Origin of the sequence: Paraburkholderia sp. 32 (genome assembly GCF_050435345.1) — a bacterium.
Taxonomy (GTDB): domain Bacteria; phylum Pseudomonadota; class Gammaproteobacteria; order Burkholderiales; family Burkholderiaceae; genus Paraburkholderia; species Paraburkholderia tuberum.
The window spans coordinates 1,168,013-1,183,550 of record NZ_JBNDKD010000003.1; the positions used below are offsets into that span (position 1 = coordinate 1,168,013).

The 15,538-nt window shown below is 62.8% G+C and carries 15 protein-coding genes and 1 tRNA gene; 2 read left to right on the forward strand and 14 right to left on the reverse strand.

Going from position 1 to position 15,538, the window contains the following annotated elements; genetic code table 11:
* Positions 1 to 73: 73 nt before the first annotated feature.
* The 11 genes from pheS to OKW26_RS28035 all read right to left on the reverse strand — a co-directional run bounded on the left by pheS (position 74) and on the right by OKW26_RS28035 (position 10,245).
* Positions 74 to 1,087: a phenylalanine--tRNA ligase subunit alpha gene (gene pheS / locus OKW26_RS27985; RefSeq protein WP_008918800.1), complete on the reverse strand. Its 1,014-nt coding sequence runs from the start codon at positions 1,085 to 1,087 to the stop codon at positions 74 to 76.
* Positions 1,088 to 1,245: 158 nt separating this feature from the next.
* Complete coding sequence (rplT, locus tag OKW26_RS27990) at positions 1,246 to 1,605, reverse strand: 50S ribosomal protein L20 (RefSeq protein ID WP_006052502.1); 360 nt, start codon at positions 1,603 to 1,605, stop codon at positions 1,246 to 1,248.
* A gap of 29 nt (positions 1,606 to 1,634) precedes the next feature.
* A complete protein-coding gene (gene rpmI, locus OKW26_RS27995) occupies positions 1,635 to 1,832 on the reverse strand; it encodes a 50S ribosomal protein L35 (RefSeq protein ID WP_006052501.1) in 198 nt (65 codons plus the stop codon).
* 258 nt (positions 1,833 to 2,090) lie between these two features.
* Positions 2,091 to 2,615, reverse strand: a complete 525-nt coding sequence (gene infC, locus OKW26_RS28000; RefSeq protein ID WP_075643713.1) for a translation initiation factor IF-3 — start codon at positions 2,613 to 2,615, stop codon at positions 2,091 to 2,093.
* Between the two features lie 49 nt (positions 2,616 to 2,664).
* Positions 2,665 to 4,572: a threonine--tRNA ligase gene (gene thrS, locus OKW26_RS28005; RefSeq protein ID WP_429355839.1), complete on the reverse strand. Its 1,908-nt coding sequence runs from the start codon at positions 4,570 to 4,572 to the stop codon at positions 2,665 to 2,667.
* Between the two features lie 254 nt (positions 4,573 to 4,826).
* Positions 4,827 to 4,903: transfer RNA gene (locus tag OKW26_RS28010), tRNA-Val, on the reverse strand.
* 105 nt (positions 4,904 to 5,008) lie between these two features.
* Positions 5,009 to 7,252: a RelA/SpoT family protein gene (locus tag OKW26_RS28015; protein WP_429355840.1), complete on the reverse strand. Its 2,244-nt coding sequence runs from the start codon at positions 7,250 to 7,252 to the stop codon at positions 5,009 to 5,011.
* A 69-nt stretch (positions 7,253 to 7,321) separates the two neighbouring features.
* The gene (locus OKW26_RS28020; RefSeq protein ID WP_184021856.1) at positions 7,322 to 7,675 is read right to left on the reverse strand and encodes a RidA family protein; all 354 of its coding nucleotides are present in this window, start codon (positions 7,673 to 7,675) and stop codon (positions 7,322 to 7,324) included.
* A 79-nt stretch (positions 7,676 to 7,754) separates the two neighbouring features.
* Positions 7,755 to 8,669 carry an alpha/beta fold hydrolase gene (locus tag OKW26_RS28025; RefSeq protein ID WP_429355841.1) on the reverse strand — a complete coding sequence of 305 codons (915 nt, stop codon included), beginning with the start codon at positions 8,667 to 8,669 and terminating at the stop codon, positions 7,755 to 7,757.
* Between the two features lie 227 nt (positions 8,670 to 8,896).
* Positions 8,897 to 9,538 carry a CoA transferase subunit B gene (locus OKW26_RS28030; protein ID WP_184021841.1) on the reverse strand — a complete coding sequence of 214 codons (642 nt, stop codon included), beginning with the start codon at positions 9,536 to 9,538 and terminating at the stop codon, positions 8,897 to 8,899.
* Positions 9,539 to 9,540: 2 nt separating this feature from the next.
* Positions 9,541 to 10,245: a CoA transferase subunit A gene (locus OKW26_RS28035; protein ID WP_090800989.1), complete on the reverse strand. Its 705-nt coding sequence runs from the start codon at positions 10,243 to 10,245 to the stop codon at positions 9,541 to 9,543.
* A 219-nt stretch (positions 10,246 to 10,464) separates the two neighbouring features.
* On the opposite strand from OKW26_RS28035, the gene OKW26_RS28040 reads away from it, so the two are divergent.
* Complete coding sequence (locus tag OKW26_RS28040) at positions 10,465 to 11,010, forward strand: LuxR C-terminal-related transcriptional regulator (protein ID WP_018421157.1); 546 nt, start codon at positions 10,465 to 10,467, stop codon at positions 11,008 to 11,010.
* 44 nt (positions 11,011 to 11,054) lie between these two features.
* Here OKW26_RS28040 and OKW26_RS28045 read toward each other — a convergent pair whose 3' ends face one another.
* Positions 11,055 to 11,486 (reverse strand): acyl-CoA thioesterase, encoded by a 432-nt coding sequence (locus OKW26_RS28045; RefSeq protein WP_090800991.1) that lies wholly within the window; start codon positions 11,484 to 11,486, stop codon positions 11,055 to 11,057.
* A 56-nt stretch (positions 11,487 to 11,542) separates the two neighbouring features.
* A complete protein-coding gene (locus OKW26_RS28050) occupies positions 11,543 to 12,319 on the reverse strand; it encodes an SDR family oxidoreductase (RefSeq protein ID WP_018421159.1) in 777 nt (258 codons plus the stop codon).
* A gap of 198 nt (positions 12,320 to 12,517) precedes the next feature.
* Here OKW26_RS28050 and OKW26_RS28055 point away from each other — a divergent pair, with 198 nt between their 5' ends.
* Entirely contained in the window at positions 12,518 to 14,191 is a 1,674-nt protein-coding gene (locus tag OKW26_RS28055) for an electron transfer flavoprotein-ubiquinone oxidoreductase (protein ID WP_429355842.1), read from the forward strand.
* 175 nt (positions 14,192 to 14,366) lie between these two features.
* Here the strand turns inward: OKW26_RS28055 and aroC are convergent, their stop codons facing one another.
* Positions 14,367 to 15,467 (reverse strand): chorismate synthase, encoded by a 1,101-nt coding sequence (gene aroC / locus OKW26_RS28060; protein WP_429355843.1) that lies wholly within the window; start codon positions 15,465 to 15,467, stop codon positions 14,367 to 14,369.
* Positions 15,468 to 15,538 lie beyond the last annotated feature (71 nt).

Below are 15,538 nucleotides of genomic sequence, written 5' to 3' on the forward strand. Positions count from 1 at the left end.
TGCCGGGGACGCTCGCGGCGCGCACCAGGTGCGCTGCCGCGATTTATGCTTCGTCGCGCTCGCGCGCGCCGGGTCACGCGAATTGACGCAGGAAACGCAGGTCGTTTTCGAAAAACAGGCGCAGGTCCTGCACGCCGTAACGCAGCATCGTGAGACGCTCGAGGCCACTGCCGAAAGCGAAGCCGATGTAGCGCTCCGGGTCGAGACCCATGTTGCGGATCACAGTCGGATGCACCTGGCCGGAGCCCGAAATTTCGAGCCACTTGCCCGCGTTCTTGCCCGTTTCGAACTGCATGTCGATCTCGGCCGACGGTTCGGTGAACGGGAAATACGACGGACGGAAGCGCACGAGAATGTCGTCGCGCTCGAAGAATTTCTTCAGGAAGTCGGTATAGACGCCCTTCAGGTCCGCGAAGCTGATGTTCTCGTCAATCCACAGGCCTTCGACCTGGTTGAACATCGGCGAATGCGTCGCGTCGCTATCCACGCGATACGTGCGGCCCGGCACGATCACCTTGATCGGCGGCGTGTTGGTGCGCGCGTAGCGCACCTGCATCGGGCTCGTATGCGTGCGCAGCAGCAGCGGGCGGCCGTCGGCATCCTTGCCGTCGACGTAGAAGGTGTCCTGCATCGAACGCGCCGGATGGTTTTCCGGGCTGTTCAGCGAGGTGAAGTTGTACCAGTCGGTTTCGATCTCGGGGCCGTCGGCCACGTCGAATCCGATCGTACGGAAAATCTGTTCGACGCGCTCCCAGGTGCGCATCACCGGGTGCAGGCTACCTGCATTGGCGCCGCGGCCCGGCAGCGTGACGTCGATCGCTTCAGCAGCGAGACGCTGGTTCAGAAGTGCGTCGGCGAGCGCCTGACGACGTGCCGTCAGCGCGGCCTCGACCTGTTGCTTGACGAGGTTGATCCGTGCGCCTTCGGTCTTGCGCGTTTCGGGATCGAGTTTGCCAAGGCCCTTCAACAGCTCGGTCAGCGCACCCGCCTTACCGAGAAAGCGCGCTTTCTCGTTCTCGAGGGTGGTGACGTCGGGGGCTTCTGCGAAGGCTTTTTGCGCGTCGGCGACAATCTGGTCCAGATCCATTGATCCCATCATTTCAACGTCAGTGTTCTATCGAAACAAAACTGGTTCTACCAACAAAAACGGGGCTCGGTGAGGAGCCCCGTTTTTGTTGCAGCGTCACCGAGACTACCGGATGTTCGCTGCAACGAACCACGCAGTTTTAATTGCCAGAAGCGCAATCAGGCTGCAACGGCGGCTTTCACCTGCTGAACGATCGCAGCAAAAGCAGCCTTGTCGAACACAGCCATGTCGGCCAGCACCTTACGGTCCAGTTCGATCGATGCCTTCTTCAGGCCGTTGATGAACACGCTGTACGTCATGTCGTGCTGACGCACCGCCGCGTTGATACGCGTGATCCACAGTGCGCGGAACACACGCTTCTTGTTGCGGCGGTCGCGGTAGGCGTATTGGCCTGCGCGCATGACCGCCTGCTTGGCGATGCGATAGACGTTATTGCGACGGCCGCGGTAACCCTTGGCCAGCTTGATGATCTTCTTGTGACGGGCCCGTGCGGTAACCCCACGTTTTACTCGAGGCATGTTTCGCTCCTATGAGTGTCGGTTAAGGGTTAAGCGAACGGCAGCATTGCGCGAACGGAGTTCAGATCGGAATCATGAACTGCCGTGGAGCCGCGCAGATGGCGTTTGTTCTTGGTGGTCTTCTTGGTAAGAATGTGACGCTTGAAGGCCTGACCGCGCTTGACGGTACCGCCCGGACGCACCACGAAGCGCTTTGCAGCGCTCTTCTTGGTCTTCATCTTCGGCATGACAACTCCATTATTAGATGGACATGGGTGTGCGGTCGGCCAGATGGCCATTTCCCGCCCTTCGAAACCCATTCCACTTGGTATGCAGACCGCCGATACCGCCAGCGGCCGCTTTTCGGGAACCACTGCGCACTTGCATGCGCGACGTTCCGAAACCTTCCGACACCAAGCCGGACACCCAGCACAGCATCAAACAACCTTGCGCCGCCGGAGCGCGCGCCACATGGCACGCCGTCGCTCCGGCCAACTGCTTCGCGCTTACTTCTTTTTCTTCGGAGCGAGCACCATGATCATCTGGCGCCCTTCCATTTTCGGCATCTGCTCGACCTGACCGACTTCGTCGAGGTCGGTGCGCAGGCGTTCGAGCATGCGCATGCCGATTTCCTGGTGAGCCATTTCGCGGCCCCGGAAACGCAACGTGATTTTCGTCTTGTCGCCGTCTTCGAGGAAGCGGACGAGGTTGCGCAGCTTGACGTTGTAATCACCGTCGTCGGTACCTGGGCGGAATTTGACTTCCTTGACCTGGATGACCTTCTGCTTGAGCTTGGCCTCGTGTTGCTTCTTCGCTTCCTGGTACTTGAACTTGCCGTAGTCCATCAAGCGGCAAACCGGCGGAACCGCTTGCGGAGCGATTTCGACCAGATCTACGTCCTGCTGTTCCGACATGCGGAACGCATCAGCGAGTTTCACGATGCCGAGCGGTTCGTTCTCGACGCCGACCAGTCGCACCTCGGGTGCTGTAATTTCACCGTTGATGCGGTGCGCAGACTTATCAGTAGCGATGTTACGTTTCCTCTAAAAATTAAAAAAAACGAGCCGGGTACCAAGTGGCTCAGTTGAACGACTGCACGTCCTGGCGCAGACGCTCAATGAAGGCGTCAACAGGCATTACACCCATATCGACACCACCACGGGCACGCACGGCTACCGTTTGCGCTTCACGCTCCTTGTCGCCGACCACCAACAGGTAGGGGACCTTTTCCAGCGTGTGCTCGCGTATTTTATAGCTAATCTTCTCGTTGCGCAAATCGGCCTCGACTCTAACCCCTTGTTTTTGCAACGATTGGGCTAGCGCCTGCGCGTATTCGGCCTGACTTTCCGCAATATTCATCACTACGACCTGCATCGGCGCGAGCCAAGCGGGCATTGCACCAGCATGGTGCTCGATCAGAATCCCGAGGAAACGCTCCATCGATCCGACGATCGCCCGGTGCAGCATGATCGGGCGACGGCGACTGTTGTCTTCGGCAACGTATTCGGCACCCAGCCGCTCCGGCAACACCATGTCGAGCTGCAGCGTACCGCACTGCCACGAGCGGCCGAGCGCGTCCTTGATGTGATACTCGACCTTCGGGCCGTAGAATGCACCCTCGCCGGGCAACTCTTCCCACGTGACGCCGCAGGCCGTCAGCGCATCGCGCAGTCCCTGCTCCGCGCGATCCCAAGTTTCGTCGGTGCCGGCGCGCGCATCCGGGCGCAGTGACAGCTTGATCTCGACGCTATCAAAGCCGAAGTCTCGGTAGACGCTCATTGCCAGCGTGTTGAACGCGATCGATTCGCTGATGAACTGATCTTCGGTACAGAAAATATGCGCGTCGTCCTGCACGAAGCCGCGCACACGCATCAGTCCATGCAGCGCGCCCGACGATTCGTTGCGATGGCACGAACCGAACTCCGCGTAACGCAGCGGCAGATCGCGATACGAGCGCAGACCGTGATTGAACACCTGCACGTGACCGGGGCAGTTCATCGGCTTGATCGCGTAGTCACGCTTTTCCGATTCCGTCGTGAACATGTTTTCACGATAGTTCTGCCAGTGGCCCGAAGCTTCCCACAGCGAGCGGTCCATGATCAATGGCGTCTTGATTTCTAGGTAGCCGGCGTCGTTCACGCGACGGCGCATGTACTGCTCGACTTGCTGCCACAGCGTCCAGCCGCGCGGATGCCAGAACACCATGCCCGGCGACTCGTCCTGCATGTGGAACAGGTCGAGCTGCTTACCAAGCTTGCGATGGTCGCGCTTCTCGGCTTCTTCGAGCATGTGGAGATACGCTTCCTGGTCTTCCTTCTTCGTCCAGGCCGTGCCGTAAATGCGCTGCAGTTGCTCGTTCTTCGAGTCGCCACGCCAGTACGCGCCCGCGACTTTCATCAGCTTGAAGACCTTCAGCTTGCCGGTGGACGGCACGTGGGGGCCGCGGCACAGGTCCGTGAAGCCGCCATGCGAGTACAGTTTGATTTCGTCGCTAGCGGGGATCGATTCGATGATCTCGGCCTTATACTTTTCACCGATGCTCTTGAAGTACTCGACCGCTTCGTCGCGGGACACCACGCGACGCGACACCGGCTCGTCCCTCTTCGAGAATTCCTGCATGCGCTTTTCGATCTTTTCGAGATCTTCCGGCGTGAAAGGACGGTTATAGGAGAAGTCGTAATAGAAACCGTTGTCGATGACCGGGCCGATCGTGACCTGCGCTTCCGGGTACAGATCCTTCACCGCGTACGCGAGCAGGTGCGCCGTCGAGTGGCGGATGATATCGAGACCGTCTGCGTCCTTCTCCGTGACGATGGCGAGCGCCACGTCGTGATCGATCAGCATGGACGTATCGACCAGCTCCCCGTCGATCTTGCCGCCGAGCGCGGCTTTCGCGAGACCGGGGCCGATCGAGGCGGCCACTTCGGCGACGGTCACCGGATGCTCGTACTGTCGAACAGAACCGTCAGGCAAACGTATCGAAACCATTGCGTTCTCCGTGGTGCCGACCGGCGGCGGCACATACAACCAGGGTCAAAAAGATAAAAAAAATGCGGCCCCGCTTTCGAGGGGCCGCATTCACATTTTATGCAAACTTCACTGGCGAAAGTGGTCCTCGACTAGCGTCGTTCCGAAGTGGTTTCGGTCAACGTTCGCGGTGTCATAACCGTATTCGCCTTTTTGCGCTCAAAGCGCTTACTGCAGTTTGCGAAACCCCAGCGAGGCCGGAATTTCATTTTCGTTGGTAGGCTCGATTGGACTCGAACCAACGACCCCCACCATGTCAAGGTGGTGCTCTAACCAGCTGAGCTACGAGCCTGAAGAGACGAGAGTATATGGAGTATAGCGCGGCTTGGCAAGTACTTTTATGCAGCGACTTTAGTCCGTCGCGCCACTAGCAGGGCTTTTTCCAACCGCCCGCGCCTCAGTTCTTGCGCGTCGCGCGCACGACACCCGTGATCTCGCCCAGCAGCGTGCACGCGCGCTGAATCTGCGCGGAGCTCGACACCTCGACGGTAAATTGCATGAACGCGGCATTGCGGCGCGATTGCGTCTTTACGCCGATCACGTTCATCTTTTCCCGCGCGAATACTTCGGAGATATCGCGCAGCAGACCTTGCCGGTCCGTCGCCTCGATGCTGAGGTCGACCGGGTAGACGGAATGGCCGCGGCCGCTCATCACGTCCGCCGACCACGCCGTCTGAAGCACGCGCTCCGGCGCGCGCTCCGCCATCCGGCGGAACGTCGCGCAGTCGCTGCGATGAACCGACATGCCCTTGCCTCGCGTAACGAATCCGCAGATGTCGTCGGGCGGCGCCGGCCGGCAGCAGCGCGCGAGCTGGGTGAGCAACGCATCGACGCCGACCACCAGCACCCCCGTGGATGCGCCGCGCGCGACGCTCGCGCCGCTGCTGCGTTTCTCGAACTTCTCCGGCGCATCGACCTCGGGCTCGGGCGGCGGCGCATCGTGCAACGCCTGCTCGACGAGCCTCAGACTGAACTCCTCCTTGCCGACCACGGAGAACAGGTCGTCGGTGGTCTTGAAACCGAGCCGCGCGGCCAGTTGATCGAGATTGACCGAGGTCTTGCCTTCGCGCTGCAGGGTTTTTTCAACCATCGCGCGACCGTTCGCGATGTGCTCCTGTAACTCCACCGCGTTGAACCATGCGCGCACCTTCTGCCGCGCGCGCGGGCTTTGCAGATAGCCAAGTTGCGGATTAAGCCAGTCGCGCGACGGACCGCCCTCCTTCACCGCCACGATCTCGACCGTCTGGCCGTTCTGCAGCGGCGTGTTGAGCGGCACCATCGCGCCGTCGACGCGCGCGCCGCGGCAACGATGCCCAAGCTCGCTGTGCAGGTGAAACGCGAAGTCGATCGGCGTCGCGCCGTGCGGCAACGGAATCACGCGCGCCTGCGGCGTCAGCACGTAGATGTGATCGTCGTCGAGCGTGGCCTGGCGCAACTGCTCCCACGGCTGTGCCGAGCCCGCTTCGCCATGCTCGCCCTCGGAGACCTCGTCCTTCCACGCGAGCAGCTGTCGCAGCCAGGCGATCTTCTCGTCGTATTTCTCGCTCGCGGTGAACGTGCCGCCATAGCCGCGCGCACCCGCTTCCTTGTAGCGCCAGTGCGCGGCCACGCCGTATTCGGCGAAGCGATGCATTTCCTGCGTGCGGATCTGCACTTCGAACGCGCGGCCGTCGTCGCCGATCACGACGGTGTGCAGCGACTTGTAGCCGTTCGGCTTCGGCCGGGAGATGTAATCGTCGAACTCCTTCGGCACCGGCTGCCACAGGTTGTGCACGATGCCGAGCACGGTGTAGCAGTCCTTGATGTCCGGCACGATCACGCGAAACGCGCGCACGTCGTACAACTCGGCGAAGTCCAGCTCCTTGCCGCGCATCTTGCGCCAGATGCTGTAGATATGCTTCGGCCGACCGCTCACTTCCGCGCGGATATGCGCGGCGGCCAGCTCCTGCTGCAGGCTTTCGATCGCCTGCGCGACATAGCTCTCGCGCTCGACGCGCTTCTCGTCGAGCAGTTTCGCGATGCGCTTGTAGGTGTCCGGCTCCTCGAAACGGAACGCGAGGTCCTCGAGCTCCCACTTCAATTGCCAGATGCCGAGGCGGTTCGCGAGCGGCGCGTAGATATCGAGCGTTTCGCGTGCGACGTCGGGCGACGGCGTGAGCTTCGCGGCCGCGTAATAACGCAGCGTTTGCAGCCGCGACGCGAGGCGGATCAGCACGACGCGAATGTCCTGCGCGAACGCGAGCAGCATTTTGCGCAGCGCCTCGACCTGCACGCGGCGCGCAGCCTGCGCGTCACGCCCGGCCTCGGGCATCGCGTTTTGCGCCGCGCGCAAACTGACCGTGCCGAGCCGCAGCAGCTTGCGTACGTCGCTGACCAGTTGGGCGACTTCTTCGCCGAAGTCGTCGGCGATCACGCGCTCCGGATCGCGCAGATGCGGTGTCAGCGCAAACAGCGCAGCGGCCAGCACCGCCGGCGGATCGACGTTGAGCTTGCGCATGATCGACGCGGTGCCCGCCGCGTGATCCGCGAGCAATTCGCCCGACGACAGCCGCACCTCGCCCGCATGTTCGCGCACGAACGCCATCGCTTCGTCGAAGGAACGATGGGGATGAGGCGCGCTCGGAACGGTATCGGTGTTCATGGTGCGACGGCCCGCCGGGCCAGACGATTCAACGGAAAATCAACCACGGTGCTGCCGGACGGCCGCGACTCAGTTGCGCTGCGCCGCGATCACGACGATTTCGACGAGGCACTTCGGATTCGCAAGCTTTGCCTCGACGGTCGCGCGCGGCGGCGTGTCGCCCTGCGCGACCCACTCGTCCCACACGGCGTTCATGCCGGCGAAATGCGCCATGTCCGAGATATAGATCTGCACCGACAGCAACAGCGACTTGTCGCTGTTCGCTTCGGCGAGCAGACGGTCGATGTGGCCGAGCACTTCGCGCGTCTGGCCGGCGATGTCCTGATCGTCGTCTTCGGCGATCTGACCCGCGAGGTACACGGTGCCGTTGTGCACGGCCATTTCCGAGAGACGCTTGCCGACGTGATAACGAATGACTGCCATGAAAAGTCCTGAGCTGAGGGGTTAATCGAACTACGTCCCACACGACACTGCCGATGAAATCGTCATGCGGAACTCAATATTATGACGCGTTCGCGGCCTGACCGATGAAGAACTCCCTCGCGAGCGCGATCTGGTCCGCCGCCAGGAACGCCGGCGCATGCCCGACGCCGGCGATCTCCACGCTCGAAGCGGCACGCGCGGTCGACACCATCTTCGCGACCGTTTCACGCGACAGCAAATCCGACTGCTCGCCGCGCACCACCAGCACCGGCCCCTGGAACGACGCGAGCGAATGCCACAGCGCCGCCTCGCCGAGCTTCGCCGCTTCCTCGGCGACCGCCGCGAACGGCTGCGCGATGCGCGGGTCATAGCGCAGCACCCATGCGCCGTCCTCTTCGCGCAGCAACGGCGTATTGATTTCGCGCCATTCGTCGGGAGTCAGCGGTCCGAAGCTCTGCGCGAGCTGCGCGGCATAGTCAACGCCCTGCTGCAGCGTTTCGAAGCGTGCGGGCTTGCCAAGGTAATCGCCGATGCGCTTGACCGCGACCGGCTCCAGATGCGGCCCGACGTCGTTCAGCAGCAGCTTGCGGATCGGCGTGTCCGGCAGGCCGGCGAGCCCCATGCCGATCAGGCCGCCCATCGAGGTGCCGAACCAGTCGACGGTGTCGACGTCGAGCCGCGCGATCAGTGTGACCATGTCGGAGACGTACTGCGGCACCGCGTATAAGTTGGGGTTCGCGAGCCACGACGACAAGCCCCGGCCAACCACGTCCGGGCACACCACGCGATAGGTGTCCGCGAAGTTGGCGGCGAGGCGGTCGAAATCGCGCCCCGATCGCGTGAGTCCGTGCACGCACAGCAACACTCGGGGATTGTCCGGGTCGCCCCACTCGGTATAGGCGACGCGATGCAGGCCGGCAGCGCTCGCGCACCGCACGTAACGTTGACGCGGCGCGGGCCGCCCGGTGGTGGAAGCGGAAGTCGTTGCGGCCATCTGGTGTCCTTGCAAAGACGCTGCGGATTGGGCTGCAAACGATTGTAAACCGCTTCGTCGCCCGGCAAGCATCGGCCAGAAGGCTTAGGAAGGTCGATCCAACCGTCCGGCGCATCCGCCGCCGCGCGCCAAAAACAGAACGGGCGAGACTCACGTCTCGCCCGTCCGGAACACACCGTTGCCGCCGCGCGGTCGCGCCGACGCGCGCAGCGGCGTTTCAAGCCGCGTCAGCTCACCGCGCTCACATCGAGCGGCGCGCCGGTTTTCGCCTTGATTTCGTCGACGCTCACACCCGGCGCGAGTTCGGTCACTTTCAAGCCGTTTTCGGTCACTTCGATCACGCCGAGATCGGTAATGATCTCGTCGACCACACCCACGCCCGTCAGCGGCAGCGTGCATTCTTCGAGGATCTTGTGCTGATCGCCCTTCGCGACGTGCTCCATCAGCACGACCACGCGCTTGACGCCCGCGACCAGGTCCATCGCGCCGCCCATGCCCTTGATCATCTTGCCCGGGATCATCCAGTTCGCGAGATCGCCCTTCCTGCTGATCTGCATCGCACCGAGAATCGCGAGATTGATGTGGCCGCCGCGAATCATCGCGAACGAATCCGCCGAAGAGAAAATCGACGAACCGGGCAGCGTCGTCACCGTTTGCTTGCCGGCGTTGATCAGGTCGGCGTCGACTTCGTCTTCGGTCGGCGACGGGCCGATACCGAGCAGACCGTTCTCCGACTGCAGCCACACTTCGACGCCCGCCGGCACGTGGTTCGCGACCAGCGTCGGCAAGCCGATGCCGAGGTTCACGTAAAAGCCGTCCTGCAGTTCCTTCGCCGCGCGCGCGGCCATTTCGTCACGAGTCCATGCCATGATCAGTCTCCTTTCGCGCGGACGACGCGTTGTTCGATGCGTTTTTCCGGATGCGCATTCAGCACGATGCGCTGCACGAAGATGCCAGGCGTATGGATCGCGTCCGGATCGAGCTCGCCCACTTCGACGATCTCTTCGACTTCCGCGACGGTGATGCGGCCCGCCATCGCGCACATCGGATTGAAGTTGCGCGCGGTGCGGCGATAGATCAGGTTGCCGGCCTTGTCGGCCTTCCATGCCTTGACGAGCGCGACATCGGCGGTCAGCGAATGTTCGAGCACGTAGTGGTTCTCGCCGAACTGGCGGGTTTCCTTGCCCTCGGCGATCTGCGTGCCGTAGCCGGTGTTCGTGAAAAACGCCGGGATGCCCGAGCCGCCCGCGCGCAGCTTCTCGGCGAGCGTGCCTTGCGGCGTGAATTCGAGCTCGAGTTCGCCGGCCAGGTACTGGCGCTCGAACTCCTTGTTTTCGCCAACGTACGACGAGATCATTTTCTTGATCTGACGCGTCTCGAGCAGCAGGCCGAGGCCGAAACCGTCGACGCCCGCGTTGTTGCTGATGCAGGTGATGCCCTGCACCTTCGAATCGCGCAGCGCAGCGATCAGCGCCTCAGGAATGCCGCACAGCCCGAAGCCGCCGACGGCGAACGTCTGCCCGTCCTTGACGATGTCCTTCAGCGCCTCGGCGGCGCCTGGATAGACCTTGTTCATCTGTATGTCCCTTCCTTTATGGAAACCCGAAACGTGTACGCAGGCCGCCGGATCATTGCGGCTGATATCGCAACGGGTGAACTTCACGTCGCCTCACGATACCGCTACGTCATTCTAGTCATCCGCGGCTTGAGCCGCGTTGTCATCCGCCCGAAAGAGTACGCTGAGCCCGCCATGCGGCACAATACGCAAAAATACATAAGTACTTGCCGCCCGCCCATGCCCGCCCTGGATTACCGCACTGCGTTTCACCTCGCGCCGATCGGACTCGTGCTGTCCCGCGAGCGGACCATCGAAGACTGCAACGACGAGCTAGCGTCGATATTCGGCTACGCGCGCGACGCGCTGATCGGTCAGTCGTTCCAGGTGTTGTATCCGTCGGCGGATGAGTTCGAGCGGATCGGCGCGCGCATTCCGCCGATCATGACCGCGCAAGGCAGCTACGCGGATGACCGGATCATGAAGCGCGCGAACGGCGAGCTGTTCTGGTGTCACGTGACGGGCCGCGCGCAGCAGCGCACCGACCCGCACGCGGCGGGTGTCTGGACCTTCGAGGATTTGAGCGCAACCCGGCGGGTCGCGGTGGAGCTGACGCCACGCGAGCGCGAAATCGCCGCGCAACTGGTGACGGGCAAGACCAGCAAGCAGATCGGCCGCGTGCTCGACATCAGCCCGCGCACGGTCGACGTCTACCGCGCGCGGCTCATGCGCAAATACGATACGGGCAATGCGACCGAGCTGTTGCAGCGGCTGCTCGGGGATTGAGAGAGGGCGTTTGAAGCGCGCGACAGCGCTGTCAAGCCGCGCGCTCAGGCCGCCTTGACGAGCGCCGCGCTCTCGATGGCCGCGCGCAGTACGTCAGGCACCGGCACCGACTTGCCCGCCGCGTAGTCGATCCACACGCATCGCGCGGCGCCTCGCGCATAGAGCGTATCCGGCTCATCGGCGCGCAGGAGCTCGAAAGCCGTATCGAAGCTGCTGCGCCCCGGTGTCGCCACCGACATCCGGCCGATCACGTCGCCCGGATAGTGCAGCTGCTTCAGAAACTCCATCGACGCATTGACGATCACCGGCCCCTGCCCGTGCGCGCGCTGGCCGACAAAGTCCATGTGCTCGAACCAGGAAATCCGCACCTGCTCCATGTAGCGGAAATAAACCGTGTTGTTGACGTGACCGAAGGCGTCCATGTCGCCCCAGCGGATCGGCATCGTCATTTCGAAAACTGCGTGAAAATCGCTCATTCCGTACTTCCGTTCTTCCTTTTTCTGCCTGACTTTTGAAACTTTGGACAACCCGCTCACGCGAGTCCGAAGCCGTCGTCGGCGACGATCACCGAGCCGTTGATGAACTGCGATTCATCCGCCGCGAGCAGCAGGAGCAGCCCATCGAGATCCTCCGGCTTGCCGACCCGATGACGCGGCAGCATCGCCACGAGTTTCTGGCCCTGATCGGTCGACCAGTGGTGATGGTTGATCTCGGTGTCGATATACCCGGGGCAGATCGCGTTCACATTGATGCCATGCTTGCCCCACTCGAGCGCCATCGCCTTCGTCATGTGGACGACCGCGGCCTTGCTCATCGAATACAGGCCGATTTGCGGCAGCACGCGCAAGCCCGCCATCGACGCGATGTTGATGATCCGGTACGACGGCTTCTGCGCGTTGTTGCCGCGCATGATCATGCGCTTGGCGACTTCCTGCGCCACGAAAAACGCGCCGCGCGTATTCGTGTCGAACACGTATTCGAAGTCCGCCGGCGTGACCTCGGACAGCTTCTGCGTGGTCGACACGCCCGAGTTGTTGACGAGGATATCGATGGTGCCGGCCTCGGTCTCCGCATGCGCGACCGCCGACTTGATGCTCTGATAGTCGGTCACGTCGAGCGACACGACGTGCGCGGCGCCGCCGGACGCCTCGATTTCCGCGCGCAGCTCCTTGAGCCGCTCGGTACGTCGGCTCGCCAGCACGACCTTCGCGCCCGCCTGCGACAGCACCTGCGCGAAGCGCTTGCCCAGCCCGCTCGAGGCGCCCGTAATCAGCGCGACCTTGCCTTCCAGATTGATCGAACGGCCCATTGTCTTTCCTTGTTCGGTTGTGGTGACAACTGCGGTTGACGGGTTCGGTAGGACCCGACTAAGGGTCTATACCGTATCATGAAATAGTACGGTCGTGCTAATCTGCGGATTTCGGGTTGCGGCGCGGGAATCGATCGCCCACAATACGAACCCGAAAAAAGCATTCTAACGGACATTCTAACGGTAAGAGGAGCATCAATGACCCCCGCAAGTCTCATTGAGCAGTACGGCCCGCGCGAGTCGATGGAGTATGACGTCGTCATCGTCGGCGGCGGCCCTGCGGGCCTGTCGGCGGCCATTCGCCTGAAGCAGCGCGCCGCCGAACGAGGCGCTGACATTGGCGTGTGCGTACTCGAAAAAGGCTCTGAGATCGGGGCCCATATTCTGTCGGGCGCGGTGATGGACCCGCGCGCGCTGACCGAGCTGATCCCGGACTGGAAGGAAAAAGGCGCGCCGCTGACGGTCGACGTGACCGAAGACCGCTTCCTGTTCCTCTCGGAGACGGGCGCGAAGAGCGTGCCGACCTGGGCGCTGCCGGACAATTTCAAGAACCACGGCAACTACGTGATCAGCCTCGCGAACGTGACGCGCTGGCTGGGTCAGCAGGCCGAGGCGCTCGGCGTCGAGATATTCCCGGGCTTTCCGGCGGCCGAAGTGCTGTACAACGACGACGGCTCGGTCAAGGGCGTCGCGACCGGCAACCTCGGCATCGGCAAGGACGGCGAACCGACCGAAAACTTCCAGCTCGGCATGGAGCTGCACGCGAAGTACACGCTGTTCTGCGAAGGCGCGCGCGGCCACCTCGGCCGCCAGCTGAACGAGAAGTTCAAGCTGCGCGACGGCGTCGATCCGCAGGTGTACGGCATCGGTATCAAGGAGCTGTGGGAGATCGATCCCGCCAGGCACAAGCCGGGTCTGGTGATGCACACGGCCGGCTGGCCGCTCGAAAACGACACGTACGGCGGCTCGTTCCTCTACCACATGGACAACAACCAGGTCGTGGTCGGCTTCGTGGTCGGCCTCGGCTATTCGAATCCGTATCTGTCGCCGTTCGAGGAATTCCAGCGCTACAAGACGCATCCGGCGATCCGCGCGATTCTCGAAGGCGGCAAGCGCGTGTCCTACGGCGCGCGCGCGATCACCGCGGGCGGCCTGATGTCGTTGCCGAAGCTGGTGTTCCCGGGCGGTGCACTGGTCGGCGACGACGCGGGCTTCCTGAACGCGTCACGCATCAAGGGTTCGCACGCCGCGATCAAGACCGGCATGCTCGCCGCCGATGCCGCGTTCGACGCCGTGCAGGCCGGCCGTCAGTCGGACGAACTGAGCGCCTACCCGGAAGCGTTCAAGACGTCGTGGCTCTACACCGAGCTGTATCGCGCGCGTAACTTCAAGCAGTGGATGAGCAAGGGTCTCTACCTCGGCACGCTGATGGTCGGTCTCGAGCAGAAGCTGCTCGGCGGCAACGTGCCGTGGACGCTGCATCATCAGCATTCCGATCACGAGATGCTGAAGCCGGCTTCGCAGTGCAAGCCGATCACGTATCCGAAGCCGGACGGCAAGCTGACGTTCGACCGGCTCTCCTCGGTGTTCATCTCGAACACGAACCACGAAGAAAACCAGCCGGCGCACCTGACGCTGAAGGATCCGACCGTGCCGGTCAACGTGAACTGGCAGACCTACGCGGGACCGGAGGCGCGTTATTGCCCCGCTGCAGTGTACGAGTTCGTGAAGAACGACGACGGCAGCGAGCGGCTCGTCATCAATGCGCAGAACTGCGTGCACTGCAAGACCTGCGATATCAAGGACCCGACGCAGAATATCGTGTGGGTCACGCCGGAAGGCGGTGGCGGTCCGAACTATCCGAATATGTGATTGATGTGCCGTCTGCCTGTGCGGCGCTGCGCGATAACCGGCAGCGTCGCGCAGGCAAATTCCGATAGCGCGCTCGCGCTTTCGTCTGCGCGCATTCTTGCGCGTTTCGTTGGTCCCCTTCCCTATTCTTTTTTATGGCGGCTCGTTCGCCGCCAATCGCGGGACCGCGTCAGGGTTACGGCGCGCTCGCCGCGATCTTCGGCGTGCTCACCGCCACATCGCCGCATTGCGCGCGATGGCGCAGCGCGTGATCGATCAGCACGAGCGCAAGCATCGACTCGGCGATCGGCGTCGCACGAATGCCGACGCAGGGGTCGTGCCGCCCGAAGGTCTCGACGATCGCGGGGTTCCCCGCCTTGTCGATCGAACGGCGCGGCGTGCGAATGCTCGACGTCGGCTTGATCGCGATCGACACCGTGATGTCCTGCCCCGTCGAAATACCGCCGAGCACGCCGCCCGCGTGATTGCCGACGAAACCTTCCGGCGTCAGCTCGTCGCCATGCACCGAGCCGCGTTGCGCGACGCTCGCGAAGCCGGCGCCGATCTCGACGCCCTTCACCGCGTTGATGCCCATCATCGCGTGCGCGATGTCGGCGTCGAGGCGGTCGAACAGCGGCTCGCCGAGGCCGACCGGCACACCGGAGGCAACCACGTTGATGCGCGCGCCGATCGAATCACCGTCCTTGCGCAGCGCGTCCATATACGCCTCGAGCTGCGGAACGATCTCCGCATTCGGCACGAAAAACGGGTTTTCGCGCACCTGCGCCCAATCGACGAACGGCACGTCGATCTCGCCGAGCGCGGCCATATAGCCGCGAATTTCGGTGCCGAACTTCTCGCGCAGCCACTTCTTCGCGACCGCGCCCGCCGCGACCGCCGGCGCCGTCAGCCGTGCCGACGAGCGGCCGCCACCGCGGTAGTCGCGAATGCCGTACTTTTGCCAGTACGTGTAGTCGGCGTGGCCGGGGCGGAACGTTTCCGCGATGTTGCCGTAGTCCTTGCTGCGCTGGTCGGTATTGCGGATCAGCAGCGCAATTGGCGCGCCGGTGGTTTGACCTTCGAACACGCCCGAGATGATCTCGACCTTGTCTTCTTCCTGGCGCTGCGTCACGTGGCGCGACGTGCCCGGCTTGCGGCGATCGAGTTCGAACTGGATGTCGGCTTCGTTGAGCGCCATGCCCGGCGGGCAGCCGTCGATCACGCAGCCGATAGCGGGGCCATGCGATTCGCCGAAGGTCGTGACAGTGAAAAGCGTACCGAGCGTGTTGCCGGACATGAGCGTCGTCCAAAGAAATACGGGGAGAACGCTATTATGCCAGCCCGCTCGTCTCGAAGCCGGGCCTGGCG